This is a genomic window from Arthrobacter pullicola, assembly GCF_014836875.1.
In the GTDB taxonomy this organism is placed as follows: Bacteria; Actinomycetota; Actinomycetes; order Actinomycetales; family Micrococcaceae; genus Arthrobacter_B; species Arthrobacter_B pullicola.
Window position 1 is genome coordinate 194,974 of record NZ_JACSQC010000005.1, and the last position, 21,607, is coordinate 216,580.

At 66.3% G+C, this 21,607-nt stretch carries 20 protein-coding genes and 1 tRNA gene; 15 read left to right on the plus strand and 6 right to left on the minus strand.

Going from position 1 to position 21,607, the window contains the following annotated elements; genetic code table 11:
- The first annotated feature begins 83 nt into the window (after positions 1-83).
- The 3 genes from H9638_RS12105 to aroQ all read left to right on the plus strand — a co-directional run bounded on the left by H9638_RS12105 (position 84) and on the right by aroQ (position 2,602).
- Positions 84-671, plus strand: coding sequence for a TetR/AcrR family transcriptional regulator (locus tag H9638_RS12105; RefSeq protein ID WP_191747637.1), 588 nt, complete (start codon positions 84-86; stop codon positions 669-671).
- Positions 672-800: 129 nt separating this feature from the next.
- Complete coding sequence (locus H9638_RS12110; RefSeq protein WP_318241868.1) at positions 801-2,129, plus strand: MFS transporter; 1,329 nt, start codon at positions 801-803, stop codon at positions 2,127-2,129.
- Positions 2,130-2,137: 8 nt separating this feature from the next.
- Complete coding sequence (gene aroQ, locus H9638_RS12115; protein ID WP_191747641.1) at positions 2,138-2,602, plus strand: type II 3-dehydroquinate dehydratase; 465 nt, start codon at positions 2,138-2,140, stop codon at positions 2,600-2,602.
- 24 nt (positions 2,603-2,626) lie between these two features.
- Here aroQ and H9638_RS12120 read toward each other — a convergent pair whose 3' ends face one another.
- Positions 2,627-3,808 (minus strand): MarP family serine protease, encoded by a 1,182-nt coding sequence (locus H9638_RS12120; RefSeq protein ID WP_191747642.1) that lies wholly within the window; start codon positions 3,806-3,808, stop codon positions 2,627-2,629.
- A 221-nt stretch (positions 3,809-4,029) separates the two neighbouring features.
- Between H9638_RS12120 and H9638_RS12125 the strand changes: the two genes are divergently transcribed.
- Complete coding sequence (locus tag H9638_RS12125; protein WP_055239104.1) at positions 4,030-4,707, plus strand: Crp/Fnr family transcriptional regulator; 678 nt, start codon at positions 4,030-4,032, stop codon at positions 4,705-4,707.
- A gap of 69 nt (positions 4,708-4,776) precedes the next feature.
- Here the strand turns inward: H9638_RS12125 and H9638_RS12130 are convergent, their stop codons facing one another.
- The 3 genes from H9638_RS12130 to H9638_RS12140 are packed head-to-tail and all read right to left on the minus strand — an operon-like array spanning position 4,777 to position 6,318.
- A complete protein-coding gene (locus H9638_RS12130) occupies positions 4,777-5,688 on the minus strand; it encodes an NUDIX hydrolase (protein ID WP_191747643.1) in 912 nt (303 codons plus the stop codon).
- Positions 5,681-6,163 carry a RidA family protein gene (locus tag H9638_RS12135; RefSeq protein WP_191747644.1) on the minus strand — a complete coding sequence of 161 codons (483 nt, stop codon included), beginning with the start codon at positions 6,161-6,163 and terminating at the stop codon, positions 5,681-5,683. The genes H9638_RS12130 and H9638_RS12135 overlap by 8 nt, the downstream gene beginning before the upstream one ends.
- Positions 6,163-6,318 carry a DUF4177 domain-containing protein gene (locus tag H9638_RS12140; RefSeq protein WP_151723881.1) on the minus strand — a complete coding sequence of 52 codons (156 nt, stop codon included), beginning with the start codon at positions 6,316-6,318 and terminating at the stop codon, positions 6,163-6,165. The genes H9638_RS12135 and H9638_RS12140 overlap by 1 nt, the downstream gene beginning before the upstream one ends.
- Positions 6,319-6,355: 37 nt before the next feature.
- On the opposite strand from H9638_RS12140, the gene H9638_RS12145 reads away from it, so the two are divergent.
- From H9638_RS12145 to H9638_RS12170, 6 genes are all read left to right on the plus strand, one after another.
- Positions 6,356-8,599 (plus strand): transglycosylase domain-containing protein, encoded by a 2,244-nt coding sequence (locus tag H9638_RS12145; protein WP_225217349.1) that lies wholly within the window; start codon positions 6,356-6,358, stop codon positions 8,597-8,599.
- 2 nt (positions 8,600-8,601) lie between these two features.
- Entirely contained in the window at positions 8,602-9,540 is a 939-nt protein-coding gene (locus tag H9638_RS12150; protein WP_191747646.1) for a metallophosphoesterase, read from the plus strand.
- 141 nt (positions 9,541-9,681) lie between these two features.
- The gene (locus H9638_RS12155; protein WP_191747647.1) at positions 9,682-11,502 is read left to right on the plus strand and encodes an ABC transporter ATP-binding protein; all 1,821 of its coding nucleotides are present in this window, start codon (positions 9,682-9,684) and stop codon (positions 11,500-11,502) included.
- 11 nt (positions 11,503-11,513) lie between these two features.
- Positions 11,514-13,379, plus strand: coding sequence for an ABC transporter ATP-binding protein (locus tag H9638_RS12160; protein ID WP_191747914.1), 1,866 nt, complete (start codon positions 11,514-11,516; stop codon positions 13,377-13,379).
- A 103-nt stretch (positions 13,380-13,482) separates the two neighbouring features.
- Positions 13,483-13,559, plus strand: a tRNA-Pro gene (locus H9638_RS12165).
- Between the two features lie 201 nt (positions 13,560-13,760).
- On the plus strand, positions 13,761-14,402 hold the full coding sequence (locus H9638_RS12170) for a dihydrofolate reductase family protein (RefSeq protein WP_191747648.1): 642 nt from the start codon (positions 13,761-13,763) through the stop codon (positions 14,400-14,402).
- 44 nt (positions 14,403-14,446) lie between these two features.
- Here H9638_RS12170 and H9638_RS12175 read toward each other — a convergent pair whose 3' ends face one another.
- Both H9638_RS12175 and purD read right to left on the minus strand, forming a co-directional pair.
- Positions 14,447-15,340, minus strand: coding sequence for a phosphoribosylaminoimidazolesuccinocarboxamide synthase (locus tag H9638_RS12175; protein WP_191747650.1), 894 nt, complete (start codon positions 15,338-15,340; stop codon positions 14,447-14,449).
- Positions 15,337-16,647: a phosphoribosylamine--glycine ligase gene (gene purD / locus H9638_RS12180; protein WP_191747652.1), complete on the minus strand. Its 1,311-nt coding sequence runs from the start codon at positions 16,645-16,647 to the stop codon at positions 15,337-15,339. The genes H9638_RS12175 and purD overlap by 4 nt, the downstream gene beginning before the upstream one ends.
- A 413-nt stretch (positions 16,648-17,060) precedes the next feature.
- On the opposite strand from purD, the gene H9638_RS12185 reads away from it, so the two are divergent.
- From H9638_RS12185 to purM, 5 genes are read left to right on the plus strand one after another with little or no spacing between them, the layout of a single operon-like run.
- Positions 17,061-18,065: an asparaginase gene (locus tag H9638_RS12185; protein WP_191747654.1), complete on the plus strand. Its 1,005-nt coding sequence runs from the start codon at positions 17,061-17,063 to the stop codon at positions 18,063-18,065.
- 3 nt (positions 18,066-18,068) lie between these two features.
- Entirely contained in the window at positions 18,069-18,449 is a 381-nt protein-coding gene (locus tag H9638_RS12190; RefSeq protein WP_191747656.1) for a sterol carrier family protein, read from the plus strand.
- A 25-nt stretch (positions 18,450-18,474) separates the two neighbouring features.
- On the plus strand, positions 18,475-18,795 hold the full coding sequence (locus tag H9638_RS12195) for a hypothetical protein (protein WP_191747658.1): 321 nt from the start codon (positions 18,475-18,477) through the stop codon (positions 18,793-18,795).
- 51 nt (positions 18,796-18,846) lie between these two features.
- The gene (gene purF, locus H9638_RS12200) at positions 18,847-20,400 is read left to right on the plus strand and encodes an amidophosphoribosyltransferase (protein ID WP_191747660.1); all 1,554 of its coding nucleotides are present in this window, start codon (positions 18,847-18,849) and stop codon (positions 20,398-20,400) included.
- The gene (purM, locus tag H9638_RS12205) at positions 20,397-21,512 is read left to right on the plus strand and encodes a phosphoribosylformylglycinamidine cyclo-ligase (RefSeq protein ID WP_191747662.1); all 1,116 of its coding nucleotides are present in this window, start codon (positions 20,397-20,399) and stop codon (positions 21,510-21,512) included. Before purF ends, purM begins: the two co-directional genes overlap by 4 nt.
- Positions 21,513-21,607 lie beyond the last annotated feature (95 nt).

Consider the following 21,607-nt stretch of genomic DNA (forward strand, 5'->3'; position numbering starts at 1 on the left):
CGAGGACGGGATTATCCGCCGCTCACCAAGTAGACTAACTAGTACGTCTACTTAAAGCCAATGACCCGCAGGAGGCTCCATTCATGGCACCCGACACCCCCGCCAACGGCCGGCCGGTCCGCGAGCGGCTCCTGGACGCCGCCGGCAGCCTCTTCTACCGCGAAGGCATCCGCGCCGTCAGCGCTGACAAAATCATCGCTGCGGCGGGCACCACCAAGGTCACCTTCTACCGGCATTTCCCCACGAAGGATGACCTGGTGGCCGCCTACCTGGAGGAGCAGTCCCGGCGAATCCGTGACGCGGCCGGAGCGCTCCCGGACGACCCCTGCGAGGCACTGACCGCCCTCGCCTCTGCCATGGGTGAAGAAGCCTGCCGGCCGGGTTTCCGCGGCTGCCCGTTCATCAACGCCGCAGCAGAGTACCCGGACCCAGGGCATCCCGTGCGCGCCGCCATTGACCGGCACCGCACCTGGTTCCATGCCCTGGTGGCGGGACTGGTGGCCCGCCTGGGAGCTCCGGATCCGGAAGCCGCCGCCAGCCAGCTGGTAATGCTGCGCGACGGCGCCATGGTGCACGGATACGTCTCGGAACCGGACAGCGTGGGCATCAGTCTGCTGCAGGCCGGCCGGGCCGTCCTGCGCTTCCATGCCCCGGCGGCCGTCACCGGCTAGGAACCTGCACAGAAGGTATCCCCGCAGGCCGTGGCGGTGAACGGGGACGAACCCAAGCCGGCGCAACGAAACGTGATGTTGGGCTCATCAGGTGGCAAAAGCGGGGAGCAGATAGCAAAATCAGCAGTTGTGTCTACTACCCCCGCAGCAGTGAATCCCGCCCAGCGTTCCCGGATGGCCCGCAGGGTTGCCGGCGCCTCCTTCGTCGGAACCGCCCTGGAGTCCTACGACTTCTACGTTTTCGGCACGGCCGCCGCCTTGATCCTGAACCGGGTGTTCTTCCCGTCAGTGGACCCGCTGGCCGGCACGCTGCTGGCCTTCCTGTCCCTCGGCATGGGCTTCGTCGCCCGGCCGCTGGGAGCCGTGCTGTTCGGGCACATCGGCGACCGGATCGGGCGGAAACGGTCACTGATCTACACCATCGTCCTGATGGGTGTGGCCACCGGGGTGATTGGCCTGCTGCCCGACTACAACGCCATCGGGGCCTGGGCGCCGATCCTCCTGGTGTCCCTGCGCCTGCTGCAGGGCCTGGCCGTTGGGGGCGAATGGGGCGGCGCCGTGCTGATTGCCAGCGAGCACGCCGAACCAAAGAAACGCGCCCTCTACGCCGCGATCCCCCAGATCGGTTCCCCGGTCGGCACGATCATGGTCACCGCCACGTTCCTGATCCTCACGCAGGTCTCCCCGGAAGCCATGGAAGCCGGCGTCTGGCGCATCCCGTTCCTGCTGGCCTTCCCGTTTATGGCCGTGGCCCTCTACCTGCGCCTGGCCATCGATGAAACCCCGGTCTTCAAGGACGTCGCCGAGCACCACCAGGTGGCCCGGGTGCCGGTCCTCGAAGTTCTCCGCACCCAGCGGGCCGCCGTCATCATCGCAACGTCCGCCGCGCTGCTGGGCATCGGCTCCTATTTCCTGATGACCACCTATACCCAGGCCTACGGTGTATCCGAGCTGGGTCTCTCCGAATCCACCGTGCTGAACGCGGCGCTCGTGGGCTCGGTCCTGCAGCTGGCCACCATTCCGGCGTTCGGCTACCTGGCCACGAAAATCGGTTCGGCGAAGGTGGTGGCGGCCGGCGCCGCCTGCACCCTGCTGATTTCCTTCCCGCTGTACTACCTGATCAGCATCGCCAACCAGCCGGTCTACATCCTCACCATCCTGATCGGCGGCATCTTCCCGACGGCGGCCTGGGCGGCGCTGGGCGGACTGATGGCGGACCTGTTCCCGGCACGCACGGGCTTCACCGCCATGTCCCTCGCCTACAGCTTCGCGGGGATTCTGGCCGGGTTCACTCCGGCGGTCACTCAGCTCTTCTCCAACGCGACGGGTGCGGCCTGGTGGCATCCCGGCGCGGTCCTGGCATTGATGTCGCTGATCACCATCGGCGGCGCACTGGCGGCCGGCCGGATGACCCGCACCCGGTCACAGAGCGGGCCCACCCCGGTCGCTGCGGCATAGTTGACCCCATGACTACCGAACGCACACGCAACCTCCTGGTCCTGAACGGCCCCAACCTGAACCTGCTGGGCACCCGCGAGCCTGCCGTCTACGGCACGGACACCCTTGACGACGTCGAAGCCGCCGCCGTCGCCGCCGCGCAGGCGCACGGCTGGACAGTGGACTGCATCCAGTCCAACCACGAGGGTGACCTGCTCGATGCGATCCACGGTGCGCCGGGGCTCGCCGACGCCATCATCATCAACCCGGCCGCGTACAGCCACACCTCCGTGGCGCTCCGGGACGCGCTCTCCGGTGTGGGGCTGCCCGTGGTGGAAGTGCACTTGAGCAACATCCACAAGCGGGAGGAGTTCCGCCACCATTCGTTTATCTCCGCAGTCGCGGAGGTTGTGATCTGCGGTGCCGGAATTGCCGGCTACCGGATGGCCGTGGACTACCTCGCCGCGTCGCTGGACGCCAAGGCCGGGCAGTAACAAGCCTGCGGCAGCTGCCCGCAGCTACTCGCTGATGCATTCGCCGGGCGACACCGGGCTGAGGTAGCCCGGCGCCGCCTCGGCGATCGGTGCCAGCTCGGCCAGGGACAGCGCGTAGCCGATCGGCTGGTCCCCGGTGGTCTTGGCGAACACCACGCCTGCCACACGTCCGTCGATGTCCAGCAGCGGCCCGCCGGAATTGCCCTGCTGGACGTTGGCCGCCAGGGTGTACACCTCCAGGACCTCCGGCGAGGTGCCGTAGATGCTGCGGACCGAGACGTCGCCCAGATTCTGGACCTTGGCCGGCTGCAGCCGGAACGGGCCGCCGGCCGGGTACCCGGCGAAGGCGGCGGTGGTTCCGGAGGGAAGCTCTCCTCCAAGCTGGAGCGGATCCGCGTCGAGGTTCTCGACCGCGATCACGGCCAGATCGCGCGCGGGGTCGAAGTGCACCACCCGGCCCGGCCGCACGCCGCCGCCGGGCACCTGGACCACGGGTTCGCTGACCCCGGCGATCACATGCGCGTTGGTGACCACCCGGTCCTCGGCAATGACGAACCCGGAGCCGGTTTGGTTTTGCCCGCACTGGAACGCCGTGCCCGTGATTTTCAGCACTGAGCCGGAGGCGGCGGTGAGCGCCTCGGAGCTGATTCCTTCCGCCGGTATTTCCGCCGCCTGCGGGGCAGCGCCGTCGAAGATCCGGGGCAGCCCCTCAGCGAGCGTGAACGAACGGATCTGCGCGGCCCAGGTCTTGACCGGTGTCGGCGTGACCGTCTCAATCACGGTCAGGACGCGGGAGGAAGCGATCTGCTGCGACAGGAAGGGCATGCCCAGCGTGCCGATGCTGAACGCGAGCATGGACATGACCAGGGCTGCCACCAGGACGTTCAAGGCCCCGCCCAGAATCCGGTCCAGGGCGCGCAGCGGCGCAAAGTTGAACCAGCGGCGGACTCCCGCCCCCAGGGCCGCGCCTGCGGCGTGACCCACCAGGACCAGCACGACGGCGGTGGCAATCACCGCCGCCAGCCGCCAGCCTTCGTCAGGTACCCAGCCCGACACGAGCGGAATGGCAAAGAAGGCGGCAGCGGCACCGGCGACGAAGCCGACGATTCCTCCAAGAGTTACGGCCAGTCCGTTGCGCAGGCCGGACAGAAGGTAGAAAACCAGGGCAAGCAGCAGGATGATGTCCAGAACGGTGAGTCCGAGCACAAAGAGCTCCAATAGGATGTAATTACGCGTGCGGCTGCCAGGGAAGAGCCCCGTAATCCCCGAGTCTAGCGGGCAGGACCGACGATTCCATGGCGGTGTTGCCCGCGCCACAGGGCGGCAGCGCTTTTTATCATCCGAGGGCGAACAACGCTATTACGGGTGTCACATGGACGTTCAGTGCGGCAAGATAGTACAAGCGACAACTATTTACAGGAGATTTCATGGATATCGAGGTATTGCGCCGTGCGCCTTTGTTCGCCTCACTGGGAGACGACGTCTTCGCCGCTTTGACCGACGAGCTCACCGAGGTCGATCTTTCGCGCGGGGCCTCTGTCTTCCGCGAGGGCGACCAGGGTGACCAGCTGTATTTCATCGTGTCCGGAAAGATCAAGCTGGGGCGTTCGGCCCCGGACGGCCGCGAGAACCTGCTGGCCATTCTCGGCCCGGGTGAGCTCTTTGGCGAAATGGCCCTTTTTGACCCCAGTCCCCGGACCGCCACGGCCACCGCTGTGTCGGAGACCCGGCTTGCCGGACTGCGGCACGAGAACCTGCGTGCCCTGATCGAGACCCGCCCCGAGGTTTCCGTCCAGCTGCTCCAGGCCCTGGCCCGCCGCCTGCGGCGAACCAACGAGTCCCTGGCGGACCTGGTCTTCTCGGATGTTCCGGGCCGCGTTGCCAAGGCGCTGCTGGACCTTGCCGACCGCTTCGGCCGCCCGGCGACGGACGGCATCCTGGTGGCTCACGAGCTGACCCAGGAAGAGCTGGCCCAGCTGGTTGGTGCTTCACGTGAAACCGTGAACAAGGCCCTTGCAGAGTTTGTCCAGCGCGGCTGGCTGCGGCTCGAAGCCCGCGCCGTCGTCATCCTGGATGTGCAGCGGCTGCGCCAGCGCTCCCGCTAGGCCCCGCACAGCAGATTAGAACGGCACCGTTTCCCGAGGGAGACGGTGCCGTTCTGTTGTGCGGGCCGCTTAGCGGCCGCGTTGGCCGGAGCCTTCCGCCGCATCGTTGCCGGTGACCTGCAAAACGTATTTGCCGTCCGCCACCACCAGTTCAGGCTGGTACACGGCAGTGGGGCGGCGGTGCGCCAGGTAGGCGATGCAGCCGCGGGCCTTCGCCAGCTTCTCTATCATCAGCAGCACGGCCGGGACCGTCAGCTGGTCCAGTGTCAGCCCGACGGTGTCCGGCTGACCCACTTCGTCCCCGAGCCCGGTGGTGTTCTGCCGCTCCGCTTCACGGGCGGCAATGCGCCACTCGCCCCAGATGCCCTTGCCCTCAAGCAGGGAGGTTTCCTGGCCGATGGGCTGGACGGCGGCGAAGTAGCGGGTATCAAAGCGGCGTAGCGCAAAGTCCGCCGTCCGCCAGTTGGAGAGCGGACGCAGCAGGTCGGTGCGCAGCCCCAGCCCGCGGCGCGCAAGGAGTTCGGGGAAGGACTTCTCCCCGGCGGCGATGCCCACGCGGGCCGCCATCCAGTCCGGTCCGCGGTTACTCTCCAGCAGCGTGGACGCATCCGGTCCGGCAAGCAGCACTCCGGTCTCTTCGAACAGCTCGCGGATCGCCGCCACCACGTGCCGTCTGGCCTGCTGCGGATCATCCATGCCCAGGGCCTTGGCCCAGTCCGAGGGCGAGGGACCGTACCAGGGCACGGGGTCGTCGTCGGCCGGTTCCAGGCTGCCGCCGGGGAACGCGATCTTCCCAAGCGGGGACTCGCCGGTGCGGTACCGCAGGAACGTTTCCGCGCCCTCACGGGAGTCGCGCAGCAAGAGAACCGACGACGCCGGCCGCGGTTTGCGCGGGGCGGTTTCCCCGCGTTCAAACCAGCTTTCAGCAGCTGCCTCCTGCCACGGAGGCAACTGGAAGTAGCGGGTGGGAAAACTAGGCAAATTCAGCGATCACTTCCACTTCCACGGGAGCATCCAGCGGAAGTACGGCAACGCCGACGGCGGAACGGGCATGGCTGCCTGCCTCGCCGAAGACCTGGGCGAACAGTTCGGAGGCACCGTTAATAACGCCGGGCTGTCCGGTAAAGGACGGATCCGACGCCACGAAGCCGACGACCTTAACGATCCGGGTCACCCGGTCAAGGTCGCCGATTTGTGCCTTGATCGCGGCAAGGGCGTTCACGGCGCAGCGCGCAGCATACGCTTTGGCGTCCTCTGCGGAGACTTCCGCGCCGACCTTGCCGGACGCGGGCAGCGCACCGTCAATGAACGGCAGCTGGCCCGAGGTGTACACGTGGTTTCCGGTCACAATCGCCGGAACGTAGGCAGCGACGGGTGCCGCCACGCCGGGGAGTGCCAGGCCCAGTTCAGCCAGGCGGCGCTCGACGGCGGAAACAGCCTCCGGTCCGGCGCTCATCAGGCTTTCTCCCGCTTCATGTAGGCCACGGCTCCGGTGCCGTTGGGGGCCGGGGTGATCTGCACGAGTTCCCAGCCTTCTTCGCCGTGCATGTTCAGGACCGCGCCCGGAGTGTGGAGGGGCAGCGGCGTGATGAAGTATTCCCATTTGCTCATGATCCAAAGACTAGCGTGTGCTTGTAGACTGATCGGCATGGCAGCTCGCAAATCTCCTTTTTTTGACACGGCTACCACGCTGGGCAAAATTGTCGCTTTTTTTGGTGTGAGCACACTCTGCGGCGTGCTCGCCGCCGGGCTGCTGGTTCCCGCAGCTGCTGCTGCCGGCACGGCCGCCTCCGGATCGCTGCAGTTCTTCGATCAGCTGCCCTCCGAACTCCAGCGCGGTGCCCTGGCTCAGCCCTCTAAGATCTACGCCAACGACGGCTCGCTGATCGCCACCCTTTATGAGGAGAACCGGCAGCCGGTCACGCTGGATGAGGTGTCCCCGCACATGGTGGACGCGATGCTGGCCATCGAGGATGACCGCTATTACGACCACGGCGGCGTGGACCTGCAGGGCATCTTCAGCGCCGTCGTCTCCAACGTCACCTCCGACCGGACCCGCGGCGCCTCGACGATCACCCAGCAGTACGTGAACAACGTGATCATCGATACCAACATGCAGGAGGGCGGGGAGGTGGTCTTCAGCGGGCAGAAAACCGTCGGCGACAAACTGCGCGAAATCAAGCTGGCCATCGCCGTTGAGAAGGAGCTGAGCAAGGACGAAATCCTTGAAGGCTACTTCAACATCGTGCCGTTCAGCGGAACAACGTTCGGCGTTCAGGCTGCCTCAAAGTACTTCTTCAACGTTGATGCCAAGGATCTGAGCATCGCGCAGTCCGCGCTGCTGGCCGGCGTCGTCAACGGTCCCACGTACTACAGCCCGGAGCTGAACCCGGAACGTTCGCTGGAACGCCGGAACCTGGTGCTCGGCGCCATGCTGGATAAGGGCCGCATCACGCAGGAAGAACATGATGCAGCAGTTGCCACCGGCCTGGAACTGAACCTCACCCCCGTGCTCAACGGCTGTGTGGGTGCCGAACAGGCGCCGTACTTCTGTGACTACGTCAAGCAGCTGGTGCTCAATGATGAGCGCTACGGTGCCACCTACGACGACCGGAATAAGCTGCTCTACCGCGGCGGCCTGAGCATCACCACCACCCTGGACCCGGTGCTGCAGAACGCCGCGCAGACCGCGATCAATGAGACCGCGAACCCGGATACCACCGACGCCGAGATCGGCCATTCCATGGTCAGCGTCGAGCCCGGCACCGGTGCCATCAAGGTGATGGCACAGAACACCCGGTTCACGCCTGAGCTGGCCGACGGAAACTCGGTGCAGAACTTCAACGTGGACCAATATCAAGACGGTGATCCGAACAAGTACCTCGGAGGGCTGGGTGGGTTCCAGCCCGGATCAACGTACAAACCGTTCACCGTCGCGGCCTGGCTGGATGCGGGCAAGACACTGAACGCCACCCTGAACGGCAGTAAGCGGACCTACCCGGTGGGGACGCCCTGGAATGCCAGCTGCTACGGCGGGGCGTACGTCAGCACCACTGAATGGACGCCGATCAACTACGGCGACACCAACTACAAGACCACCACCGTCATCGACGGCCTGGCGAACTCCTACAACACCATCACCCTGGCCGAGGCCCGGGAACTGGATCTGTGCAAGTTCCAGGAGATTGCCTTCGCGGCCGGCGTCCACAACGGCAAGGGAGCCTCCGGCGAGCGGGAAATGCTCGAAGTCAATCCGCCGTCGACCTTCGGTGGCGGCGGCGACGCTTCCCCGCTGGCCATGGCCACCGGTTTCGCCACCTTCGCGGCCGAGGGCCTGAAGTGCGAACCGCGGGCACTGGTATCCGTCAAGACCCCGGAGGGAACCGAGCTGCCGGTACCGGAGCAGGACTGCGAGCAGGTCATGAAGAAGGAAGTCGCGCAGGGCGTGAACATGGCCACCCAGCGCGTGATGACCAACGGCTCCGGTATTAATCTGCAGGTCGGTGTCCCCATCGCCGGGAAGACCGGCACCAACGACACCCGCTCGCAGACCTGGTTCATGGGTTACAGCACCGGCCTCTCCACCGCATCCTGGATCGGCAACTGGAAGTCCAACAACACCACCATGTCGGACAAGCTGATCGGCGGAAGGATCTACCCGGAGGTCGACGGTTCGCTGATCGCGGGCCCGTCCTGGAAGAACTTCATCCAGCGTGTGGCCGGACAGTACGAAGCCAATCCGTTCACCAACCCGCCGGCCAGCATCATCGGCCAGACGCCGGCGCCGCCGCGCTCCAACCCCGCGCCCGCACCCAGTAATTCCGGGCCGGGGAACAACAACGGCAACAACAATAATTCCGGGAACAACGGCAACGGCCAGGACAACGACTGACCTTGACAACCGCCAACACACTCCCGGCCCTGAAATCCGCTGCCTGGGTTGCCGGCAGCTTCGCCGCTGCCGGTGCCGGCGCTTTCGCCTACGGTTCGCTGATTGAACGGAACCTTTTCGGCATTCGCACCGAAACGGTCCCCGTGCTGCCTGCGGGCAGCAAACCCCTGCGGGTCCTGCATCTCTCTGACATCCACTACGTGCCCGGGCAGGCCCGCAAGACCCGCTGGCTGCGCTCCCTCGCAGACCTCGAACCGGATCTGGTGGTCAACACCGGGGACAACCTCAGCCATCTGGACGCGATTCCGCCCCTGCTGGAATCACTGAAGCCGCTGATGCGGTTCCCGGGCGTCTTCGTCCCCGGCTCCAACGACTACTACGCACCGGTGCTGAAGAGCCCGTTCACATACTTCACGTCACCGTCCAAGCTGCGCAAAGACCCCCAGAAAATCCCCTACGGTCAGATGTTCTCCGCCTTCGGCAACGCCGGGTGGCTGGACCTGACCAACCGGAACCAGTCGATGGTCCTGGGCGGACTCCGGCTGGACTTCTCCGGCGTGGACGATCCGCATTTGAAGCGCGACCGCTACGCCGGCTTCCCCGCGGGAAGCTCATCCTCAGGCAACGCCCGGCACCTGCGGATCGGCGTGGCCCATGCCCCGTATCAGCGGGTGCTGGACTACTTTTCCGACGGCGGCGCGAAACTCATCCTCGCCGGGCATACCCACGGCGGGCAGGTCTGCATTCCGGGGTACGGTGCACTGGTCAGCAACTGCGACCTGCCGACCTGGCGGGCCAAGGGCCTCACCGATTGGGAGCACAACGGGCGGACTGTTCCGTTGAACGTGTCCGCGGGCATCGGCACCTCCCGCTTCGCTCCGGTCCGCTTCGCCTGCCGGCCGGAGGCCGTCCTCCTCACGCTCACTCCCCCAGCCGGCTGACGGTACGGCCGGTAGGCGCCTGCGCCAAGCCGCTTCGCCGTTCTGCCCCGCACCGTTCTGCCCCGCGGGTGCTGTGGCCTACGATTGAGCGGTAACACGGCCCGCGCCCACCGTGCGGCCAGCCCGGCACGAAGAGGATCCATGCCCCCGCAGACAACTTTGTGGCAGTCCCTGGGGCGTCTGTACCCGCATATCAAGCCGATTCTTCCGCGCCTGTTCCTGGGCTTTCTCTGCGCCATTGGTGCGAGCATCGTTGCGCTGGCCATCCCGCAGGTTCTGCGGATCCTGGTGAATTCCTATCTGCAGCCCGGGGCGCAGTCCTCCGCACTGTGGTGGGCCACCGGCATCGTGGCGCTGCTCGGCATCCTGGAAGCAGCCTTTATGGCCCTGCGGCGGCAGTTCGCGATCGCCCCCGCCACCACCGTGGAGACCGGCCTGCGCACCTCGTTCTACCGGCACCTGCAGGACCTCTCCGTCGCGTTCCATGACCGGTGGGGATCGGGCCAGCTGCTCTCCCGTGCAATGAGCGACCTGAACCTTATTCGCCGCTGGATGGCGTTCGGCGCGATGATGCTGATTGTCACCGTCCTGACCGTGGTCATCGGCGTCACCATCATGTTTTTCACGAGCTGGCAGCTGGCGCTGGTATTTCTGCTGGCTGCCGTCCCGATCATCGTTTACGGCTTCCGGTTCCGGCGCTTCTACGGCAAGGTGTCCCGGCAGAGCCAGGACCAGGCCGGGGACCTGGCCACCACCGTAGAGGAATCCGTCCACGGTATCCGCGTGCTCAAGGCCTTCGGCCGCAGCTCCGAAGCCCTGGACGCGTTCGAGGAGCAGGCCCAGGGGCTGCGCCAGACCGAGGTCTTCAAGGCGAACTCGCTGGCCAAGTTCTCCCTGGTGGTAACCCTGCTGCCCGAAGCCGCGCTTGCCGTGTCCCTGGTCTGGGGCATCCTGCTGGTCAACGCAGGGGACCTGAGTATCGGTGCCCTGGTCGCGTTCTTCGCCACGGCCGCCGTCGTAGCCGGTCCGGTCGAATCCATGGGCCCGCTGCTCTCCATGACCCTCACCGCGAAGACCGCGATCGACCGGCATTTCGAGGTCATGGACGCCAAACGCACCATTACGGATCCGCCGCAGCCCCGGCGCCCGCAGGCGGTACGAGGCCATCTGGCCTTCAAGGACGTCCATTTCGCCTATCCGGATGCTGCCGGGGATCGGCCGGACGTGCTCGACGGCGTCACCTTGGAACTGCGAGCCGGTGAAACCATGGCGCTGGTCGGGATCACCGGCAGCGGGAAGTCCACTCTGCTGCAGCTGGTCCCCCGGCTGTACGACGTGACTGGAGGAACCATCCGGATCGACGGCGTCGACCTGCGCGAGTATGCCCTGGAGGAGCTGCGCTCCATTGTGGCCGTCGCATTCGAGGACACCACCCTGTTTTCCAGCTCTGTCCGGGACAACGTCCTGCTGGGTGCCGATCCAGCCAACGACGCCGAAGCGGAGCTGCTGCTGCGCGAAGCCCTGGACGTGGCGCAGGCCCAGTTCGTCTACTCGCTGCCGGATGGGGCTGACACGCTGATCGGGGAGGAAGGCCTCAGCCTCTCCGGCGGACAGCGCCAGCGGATAGCCCTGGCCCGGGCCATCGCCGCCCAGCCCAGCGTCCTGATTATGGATGATCCGCTCTCTGCCCTCGATGTGCGCACCGAGGAGCTGGTGGAACACCGCCTGCGCGAGGTCCTGGCCGAGACGACCACCCTGGTGGTGGCGCACCGGCCGTCCACGGTGAGCCTCGCGGACCGCGTGGCCCTGTTGGAGGGCGGCCGGATCTCCGCGGTGGGCACCCACGCCGAGCTGCTGGCCGGTAACGAGCATTACCGGCATGTCATCGCCAGCCTCCCGGCCACGCCGCAGGATCTGGACAGCGAGCTGGAACCCGATGACGAAGATGAGGTAGTCCTGTGAGCCGGTTCAGCATCCGCCGCGGAGGCGCTGCCCTACCTGGGGCGAACGCCGGCCCGGCAGCAGCCACCGGAACCGCGGGTGAGGACAACCTCCACCTGGACCAGGCGGAAAACCAGGCCGTCCGGCGTCGTTCCCTGGCCCTGCTGCGTTCCCTGCTGCGCCCGAACCGCAGCCGTTTTATCCTCACCATCCTCCTGGTCGTCATCTCCCAGGCCGCCCGCGTGGCCGGTCCGGCGATCATCGCCTACGGCATCGACCATGCACTTCCGGCCCTGAACGGGAACGACGACGGCGGCGGCAGCCCGGTGCCGCTGCTGCTCTCCGGCGGCACCTACCTGCTCGCGGCCGTGCTGGCAGCGGCACTAACCGCCGGTTATGTCCGTTCCACCGCGCAGCTGAGCCAGGCGATGCTGCTGGACCTGCGGCTGCGGGTCTTCCGGCACACCCAGCGCCTCAGCCTGGAATTCCACGAACGGTATACCTCCGGGCGGATCATCTCCCGGCAGACCTCGGACCTGGAGGCGCTGCGCGAACTGCTCGATTCGGGGATCAGCTCGCTGGCGTCCGGGGCCATGTACATGCTCTTCGTCGCGGTCAGCATCTTTGCCCTGGACTGGCGCACCGGGGTACTGCTCTGCGCCGCGTTCATTCCGATGTACCTGCTCACGCGCTGGTACCAGAAGCGCTCCCAGATTGCCTACCGCGCGTCCCGGGTCACCTCCGCCCGGCTGATCGTGCATTTCATCGAAACCATGACCGGCATCCGCGCTGTGAAGGCGTTCCGCCGGGAGAAGGTCAATGCTGGCAAGAATGACGAGCTGGCGGAGGACTACCGCAGGGCAACGCTGCGCTCCATCAACCTCAACGGCGTCTTCCAGCCGGGCCTGATCCTGATCGGCAATTCCACCGTGGCGCTGGTGCTGCTGGTGGGCGGATACCGGGTGCTCGACGGCGGATTGGAGGTCGGTGCGCTGCTGGCGCTGCTGCTGTATACCAAGCGTTTCTTCCAGCCGGTGGACCAGATGGCGATGTTCTACAACTCGTTCCAGTCCGCCTCCGCCGCCCTGGAAAAGGTGTCCGGCCTGCTGGAGGAAGTACCCACCGTGCGTCCGCCGAATCATCCGGTGGAGCTCAAGGAAGCCAAGGGCGAGATCCAGTTCGACGGTGTGGAGTTCCGTTACGGGGACGGTCCGGTGATCCTGCCGCGGATGGACCTGCACATTCCTGCCGGGCAGACGGTGGCCCTGGTGGGCCAAACGGGGGCCGGGAAGTCGACGCTGGCCAAGCTGATCGCCCGCTTCTACGACCCCTCGGCCGGAGCTGTGCTGCTGGACGGGGTGGACCTGCGGGACCTGACCCAGCGGGACCTGCGCCGCGCCGTCGTGATGGTGACCCAGGAGGCGTTTCTGTTCAGCGGGTCGGTGGCGGAGAACATTGCCCTGGGTAAACCCGGTGCCTCGCCGGCGGAAATCGAGGCTGCTGCCCGGGCCGTGGGTGCGCATGAATTCATCGAGTCCCTGCCCGAAGGATATGAGACCGATGTGAACAAGCGCGGCGGCCGGGTCTCCGCCGGGCAGCGGCAGCTGATCAGCTTTGCCCGGGCCTTCCTGGCCGATCCGGCGGTGCTCATCCTGGATGAGGCAACGTCCTCCCTGGACATTCCGAGCGAGCGGCTGGTGCAGCAGGGCCTGAAGACCCTGCTCGGCAGCCGGACAGCGCTGATCATCGCCCACCGGCTCTCCACCGTGGAGATCGCCGACCGGGTGCTGGTCATGGCTGACGGTCAGGTGGTTGAGGACGGCACACCGAAGGAGCTGACCAGCGGCACCGGACGGTTCGCTGCCCTGAACGCCGCCTGGCAGGATTCGCTCGTCTAGTGTGTTTCGCCTGCCCAGGAGCTGAATTTCGTTCTCCCGCAGGTTGTCGAGTACACTTGTAAAGTTGCTTCGCCGGGAGGGAAACCTTCCGAAGCAGTGGTTACGGGGTGTGGCGCAGCTTGGTAGCGCGCGTCGTTCGGGACGACGAGGTCGCAGGTTCAAATCCTGTCACCCCGACCAAAACAAAGAAGGACCTGCTGTTTTCAGCGGGTCCTTTTTTGCTGCCCTTTGATGGTTCGATCCCGCCGCCCAGCCGGAACCCACCGGCAAGGCATGCGTATTCCGGCTGAGCTGAGTCCATTCGACCGGGCGCCCTTGAATCATCCGGTCCCGGCGGTAGGCTCGGGTTCACTCTCTGTCTAGCTGCCCAGGAGCCTCGCCATGGCTGTTCGCGTTGACCTCAACATTTCCCTGGACGGATACGCCACCACCACGGACCAGACACCGGAGCACCCGTTCGGCCAGGACTGGGGCCGGCTCGTCGGCGCGTATGCAGCCACCCGGACCTTCCGCGAGCGGGTACTGCTCGAGACCGGCGGCGAAGGGACTACGGGCGTGGATGACAAGTATGCCCAGGCCTACTTCGACGAGATCGGGGCTGAGATCATGGGGGCCGGCATGTTTGGCCTGCATAATTTCCCCGATGATCCGGATTGGCAGGGCTGGTGGGGCGAAGAGCCTCCGTTCCGCGTTCCGGTCTACGTCCTGACGCATACGCCGCGCCCGCTGATCGAAATGGCTAACGGTACCCGGTTCGAGTTCCTCACCGCCTCCCCCGAAGAAGCGCTGGACCTGGCCACGGAAACTGCCGCGGGCAAGGACGTCAGGGTGGGCGGGGGCCCCACGGTGGTCAAGTCATTTCTGGAGGCCGGTCTGGTCGACCAGCTGCATGTGGGCATCACCCCCATCCTGCTGGGCCGCGGCATCAACCTGTGGGAGGGGCTCCGCGGCCTCGAAGACGCCTACGACGTCAGTGCGGAAACGGCGGAAAGCGGCGTGGTGCACCTGACCTTCCGGGGCTGAAACAAAGCGGCCCCGGGAAATCCCGGGGCCGTTTTCAGGAGATGCTAGACGAACGCTTTTCCGGTAAGCCGTTCGTACGCGTCGACGTAGCGGGCGCGGGTGCGCTCGACGACGTCGGCAGGCAGGGCGGGAGGCTGCGTGTCTGAAGCCTTGTCCCAGCCGGACTCGGGGGAGGTCAGCCAGTCCCGGACATACTGCTTGTCGAAGGACGGCTGGGCCTGGCCGGGCTCGTACAGGGACGCATCCCAGAACCGTGAGGAATCCGGGGTCAGCACCTCATCGCCCAGAGTGACCAGTCCGGTAGCCGGATCCAGCCCGAACTCCACCTTGGTGTCCGCCAGGATGATCCCCCGCTCCCGGGCAACCGCCTCGGCAGTCGTGTAGATTTCCAGCGTCAGGGTGCGGATCTTCGCGGCGGTCTCGGCACCCACGGCGGCGACGACGGCGTCGTAATTAATGTTCTCGTCATGCTCGCCCACCTCTGCCTTGGCCGACGGCGTGAAGATTGCCGGCTCCAGCCGCGAGCCGTCCACCAGGCCGGCTGGCAGCGGCACGTCGCAAACGGTCTGCGAGTTCTTGTACTCGATGAGCCCGGACCCGGTGAGGTAGCCTCGGGCGATGGCTTCCACCGGGTACATCTCCAGCTTTTTGCAGATCATGGCCCGCCCGGCGACTTCGGCCGGAACGCCTTCGTCGGCAGAAATCACGTGGTTGGGAATGCTCTTCAGCTGGTCGAACCACCACAGGCTGAGCTGTGTCAGGATCCGGCCCTTGTCCGGGATGGTGCTGGAAAGGACGTGGTCGTAGGCGCTGATCCGGTCGCTTGCGACCACCAGCACCCGGTCATCCGGAGCGTCCTCGCCAGCCGGAACATACAGGTCGCGGACCTTCCCGGAATAGATGTGCTTCCAGCCCTGCAGCTGCGGTGCCTGGCTCATGAAAGTTCCTTCTCATTGTCGATGCCCGCGCTGCCAGCCGGCACCACAATCTCGCCGAGTGAAGCCTTGAGTGCAATATCGGTGCGGTGCTGCGAACCTTCCAAACCGATCTCGGCGACACCCGCATAGGCAAGATCCCGGGCCTGCACCAGGTCCTGGCCCAGGGCCACAACGGCGAGCACCCGGCCCCCGGCGCTGACGATTTCCGCGGCGTCGAGCCGGGTTCCGGCGTGCAGCACGTGCACGCCTTCGATCGCTTCCGCTTCCACCAGGCCCAGGATCGGATCACCGGTGCGCGGAGTGTCAGGGTAGTTTTCGGAGGCGACGACGACGGCGACGGCCGTGCGTGCGTCCCACTTCAGCTGCTCCATGGCGTCCAGTTCGCCCTTGGCCGCTGCCAGCAGCAGCCCGCCGAGCGGGGTCTTCAGCCGGGCCAGGACCGCCTGGGTTTCCGGATCGCCGAAGCGGGCGTTGAACTCGATGACGCGCATACCGCGGGAGGTCAGGGCCAGTCCGCAGTACAGCACGCCCACGAACGGGGTGCCGCGGGCCGCCATTTCATCCACTGTCGGCTGGGCGACGCGGGCAATAACGTCGTCCACCAGATTTGCCGGGGCCCACTCCAGCGGCGAGTAAGCACCCATGCCGCCGGTGTTGGGGCCTTCGTCATTGTCAAAGATGCGCTTGAAGTCCTGTGCGGGGGCGAGCGGCACCACGTGCCGACCGTCTGAGAGGACAAACAGGGAGACTTCGGGTCCGTCGAGGTATTCCTCGATCACCACGGTGCCGCCGGCGTCGAAGCAGGCCTGCGCGTGCGCGATTGCCTCATCCCGGTCGGAAGTGACGACGACGCCCTTCCCGGCGGCAAGCCCGTCGTCCTTAACTACGTAGGGCGCACCGAAGGTGTCCAGCGCGTCTGCCGCTTCCTCGGCTGTGGCAGCAACCCGGGCCATGGCCGTGGGGACGTTGGCTGCGGCCATGATCTGCTTGGCGAACGCCTTGGAGGCTTCGAGCTGCGCCGCTTCGCGGGACGGGCCGAAGACCGGAACACCGGCGTCGCGCAGCGCATCGGATACGCCGGCGGCGAGCGGAGCCTCCGGCCCCACGATCACCAGCTCTGAACCGAGGCTGCGGGCCAGTTCGGTCACGGCCGCGGGATCGCTGGCGTTGACGGGATGGACTGGCACAATCTGGGCGATTCCCGCGTTACCGGGAGCCGCATGGACTTCCGAAACGTAGGGATCGGCCAGCAATGCCCGGACAATGGCGTGTTCGCGGCCACCGGGGCCGACAACGAGAACCTTCACAATCATTCAGCGTATGGCAGGAACGCGGCACCGTAAAAGCCGCGGACTAAGCATGACGGCATCCCGCCGGACGGTTTGACCCTGAAGCGTTGCCCACGCGCCGCTGGCAGGCGGATAGTAAATGGTGGCGGATGCAACGGCTCCGCCGGCGGGCGGTGAGGTAGACGGGCACGACGGCTGTGCCGGGGCGGTCATCGCTCCCCTGCCTCACCGCGCGCGCCGCCTGATTTTTCCGGACCACGTCCCGTCCCAGCGGGCGGGACCGGCCGGGTTGTTTCCTGCCACCGCGGATCCTCCCTTGCAGCCGTCTCTGTGGGCGCAAAGCTACCGTCCGGTCTCCTTGCCGGCAACAACCCGTTCCGCTTCAGTGCGTGCGTCCCGGGCTGCGCGCCGGACTTTCGTAGACTGGCAGTATGTCTGCCACTTTTACTGCCGCTGATGCCGTCGAACTCGCCGTTGTGGAACGCAACGGTTTCATTGAGTCCCGGCACGCGGGGTCTGCCGTCGTCCTCTCCGGAGACGGGTCGGTGGTGACCGCCCTCGGCGATATTACGACGCCGGTCTTCCCCCGGTCCTCCCTCAAACCCTTCCAGGCGGTTGCCGCCATGCAGGCCGGTGTTCCCCTGCGCGGACCGCAGGTGGCACTCGCCGCGGCAAGCCACACCGGAGCCAAGGAACACACCGACGTCGTCCGCGGCATGCTGGAGGCCGCAGGCCTGACCGAAGACCACCTCCAGTGCCCGGCGGACTGGCCGCAGAATGAGGAAGCCCGGACAGCACTGATCCGTGCAGGTAAGGGCAAGCAGAAGATTGCCTTCAACTGCTCCGGCAAACATGCCGCGTTCCTGTGGGCGTGCACCGAAAACGGCTGGGACACCGGCACATACCTGGACCCCCGGCATCCGATGCAGCAGGGCGTGGCCCGCGTCGTCGAAGAATACTGCGGTGAGACGCCGGCCCACTGGGCCGTCGATGGCTGCGGCGCACCCCTGGCTGCGGTATCCCTGACCGGCCTTGCCCGGGGAATCGGCCGGCTGGCCCAGGCCCCGTCCGGCAAACACGGTGACGCGCGTGCCGCAACCGTGGCCACCGCCATGCTCGACTACCCCTGGGCCGTGCACGGTGCCGGCAAGGAAAACACCACGGTCATGGAGGACCTCGGGGTCATCGCCAAGAGCGGCGCCGAAGGTGTCCTGGTCCTGGGTACCAGCACCGGCGCTTCCGTGGCGCTCAAGATGCTCGACGGCAATGGACGGGCCGCAACACTGGTTGGACTGACCCTGCTCGCAGCCAGCGGCGCGATCGATCCGGAGGCTGTCTTCAAGGTCCTCGCCAAGGTGGTGCCTCCGGTCCTCGGCGGCGGCAACCCGGTCGGCAGCCTCCGGCTCGCCGCCCCCGTCACCGCGCTGCTGGACTAAGGCGTGGCGCGACGCAGGATCTCCGCCGCCGACGGCAGGACAGCGCTCTCTGCGGCGGCTGCCGGCGGAACGGACCGCGCAACGACGGCGACCGCCGTGCGCTATGCCCTCGAAGAGCTGGCCGAGCGGGTGCCGGGCAACAGCGTGGAAGTCCGGGTGCCGCCGTTCGGCGTTACGCAATGCATCCCGGGTCCCCGCCACACCCGCGGCACGCCGCCGAACGTGGTGGAGACAGACGCCGCCACCTGGCTGGCCCTGGTAACCGGCGCCCAATCCTGGGCCGGAGCCGTCGCCGCCGGGAAAGTCTCTGCCTCGGGGCTTCGCGCCGACCTTAACGAGTGCCTCCCGTTGTTCCCGGAGCTTGGCGCCGGCGTCGGGCAGTAGCCTCTACTCCCGGTAGAATTCCCGTATGACTTCAGAGCAGCACAGCCCTGAGCGGCGCGAGATCACCATTCGCCGAGCTCCCCGCTTCGTTCCCTTTATGGTGCTGGGCGCGGTTGCCGCCTTCGTCGTGGCCATCATCATGGCCTACACCGGACCGGAGAACGCGCAGTACACCCGTGAGTCGGTTCTGGGCTTCTTCTTCGTGATCCTCGCGCTTCCCGGCGTCGCACTTGGCTCGATTCTTGCGCTCGTGCTGGACCGCATCAGTGTCCGCCGCGCCGAGCACGCCGTCGTCGAGGCCGCCGATGACGAGCCCGGAAACACCGGCGGGTCCCCCACCGCGTAACGCACTGTCCCAGAGCCGGTTGCACGCGGTGACCATGAGAGAATAACTCCTATGGCACGCGGTGACGGAAAGCTTTCCCACGATCTCATGCCCGGCGAGAAAGGACCGCAGGACGCCTGCGGTGTATTCGGTGTCTGGGCCCCCGGCGAAGAGGTAGCGAAGCTTACCTATTACGGTCTGTATGCGCTGCAGCACCGCGGACAGGAGTCCGCCGGCATCGCAACCAGCGACGGCAACCGGATAAGCGTATATAAGGACATGGGCCTGGTCTCCCAGGTCTTTGATGAGACCACCCTCAACACCCTGCTGGGGCACATCGCCATCGGTCACTGCCGCTACTCCACTACCGGCGGCTCCCACTGGGCCAACGCGCAGCCGACCCTCGGCGCGACCGCCTCCGGCACCGTAGCCCTGGCCCACAACGGCAACCTCACCAACTCCGCTGAACTGTATGAACTGATCCTGGAACGCCAGGGCCGCCCCCGCGCGGGCGAAATCGCGCAGGGCAACACCTCTGACACGGCCCTGGTCACCGCGCTCCTCAATGGCACGGACGGCCGCTCGCTGGAAGCAACCGCCCTGGAACTGCTGCCCAAGCTGCGCGGCGCGTTCTCGTTCGTCTTTATGGACGAAGGCACGCTTTACGCCGCCCGCGACACCTACGGCGTCCGGCCGCTGGTCCTTGGCCGGCTGAACCGCGGCTGGGTCGTCGCTTCCGAAGGGTCTGCCCTGGCCACGGTCGGTGCGACCTTCATCCGCGAGATCAAGCCCGGTGAGTTCATCGCGATCGATGAGAACGGTGTCCGTTCCCAGATGTTCGGCGAACCGACTCCTGCCGGCTGCGTGTTCGAGTACGTCTATCTGGCCCGGCCCGATGCCACCATCAACGGCCGCTCGGTCTATGAGTCCCGCGTCGAAATGGGCCGCCAGCTGGCCCGCGAAAACTCCGTGGAAGCCGACATTGTGATTCCGGTACCGGAATCGGGCACCCCCGCTGCCGTGGGCTACGCCGAGCAGTCCGGCATCCCGTTCGCCCACGGCTTCGTCAAGAATTCATATGTGGGCCGCACCTTCATCCAGCCCAGCCAGACCCTGCGCCAGCTGGGCATCAAGCTGAAGCTCAATGCTTTGGAATCCGTGATCCGCGGCAAGCGTGTGGTGGTGGTGGACGACTCGATCGTCCGCGGCAACACCCAGCGTGCCATCGTGCGCATGCTGCGGGAGGTCGGGGCGAAGGAAGTCCACGTCAAAATCTCCTCTCCGCCTGTTCAGTGGCCGTGCTTCTACGGCATCGATTTCGCCTCCCGGGCAGAACTGATCGCCAACGGCGCCGAGGTCGAAGAGATCTGCACATCCATCGGAGCGGACACCCTGGCCTACATCTCCGGCGACGGCATGATCGGGGCTACCCAGCAGCCGCGTGAGAAGCTCTGCACGGCCTGCTTCACCGGCGACTATCCCATCGAGCTTCCCTCCGCTGACCGCCTGGGCAAGAACCTGCTGGAGAACCCCGCGGACGCGGACGGCTCCAACGGCTGCGATCCCGGACCGGACAGTGAATTCGAGACCCTCCTGACCCCGACAGACAAGAAAGAATCAGTATGAGCGCGAGCGAAAACGCCATCACCTACGCCTCCGCAGGTGTGGACGTCGAAGCCGGTGACAAGGCCGTTGAACTGATGAAGGCGGCCGTCAAGGCCACCCATAATGACAACGTCATCGGTGGGGTCGGCGGATTCGCCGGACTCTACGACGTCTCCCGGCTCCTGACCTACAAGAAGCCGCTGCTGGCAACCTCCACGGACGGTGTCGGCACCAAGGTGGCCATCGCCCAGGCCCTGGACATCCACCACACCATCGGGTTCGACCTGGTTGGCATGGTGGTGGATGACATTGTGGTGGTTGGCGCTGAACCGCTGTTTATGACCGATTACATTGCCTGCGGCAAGGTGGTCCCCGAACGCATCGCGGACATTGTGCGCGGCATTGCCGCTGCCTGTGAAGTTGCCGGCACCGCCCTGGTTGGTGGAGAGACCGCCGAGCATCCTGGCCTGCTCGGCGTTGATGAGTACGACGTCGCCGGTGCCGCCACCGGCGTGGTGGAAGCAGCGGACCTGCTCGGCCCGGAGCGCGTGCGCAACGGCGACGTCGTTATTGGCATGGCATCCTCCGGCATCCACTCCAACGGCTACTCCCTGGTCCGCCGCGTCATCAACCACGCAGGCTGGCAGCTCGAGCGCCAGATTCCGGAACTGGGACGTACCCTCGGCGAAGAACTACTGGAGCCGACCCGCGTGTACGCCGCAGACTGCCTGGACCTGGCACGGTTCGCCCCCGCCGGTGTCCATGGTTTCAGCCACGTGACCGGCGGCGGTCTGGCCGCTAACCTGGCCCGCGTGCTGCCCAAGGGCATGGAAGCCACCATTGACCGCTCCACCTGGGAGCTTCCCCCGGTCTTCAAGCTTGTGGGCGAACTCGGCAACGTCCCGCTCCCGGATCTGGAGCGGACGCTGAACCTCGGCGTGGGTATGGTCGCAATCGTCGACGCCGCCGGTGCCGATGCCGCGCTGGCCCGCCTCGCCGAGCGCGGAGTCCCGGCCTGGACCATGGGCACCGTGGGAACCGCAGGGGAACCCGACACCGCGAACCCGGACTATGTCCAGGGCGCCAAGGGTGTCGACGGCGGTGCCGTCCGCCTGGTTGGCAGCTACGCCTAAGCGCCCAACAGCGTTCAATGCAAAAGAGGGTGGTCACTGCAGCGGCAGTGGCCACCCTCTTTTTGCGTGTGCCTGCAGCTCAGCCAAAATAGCCG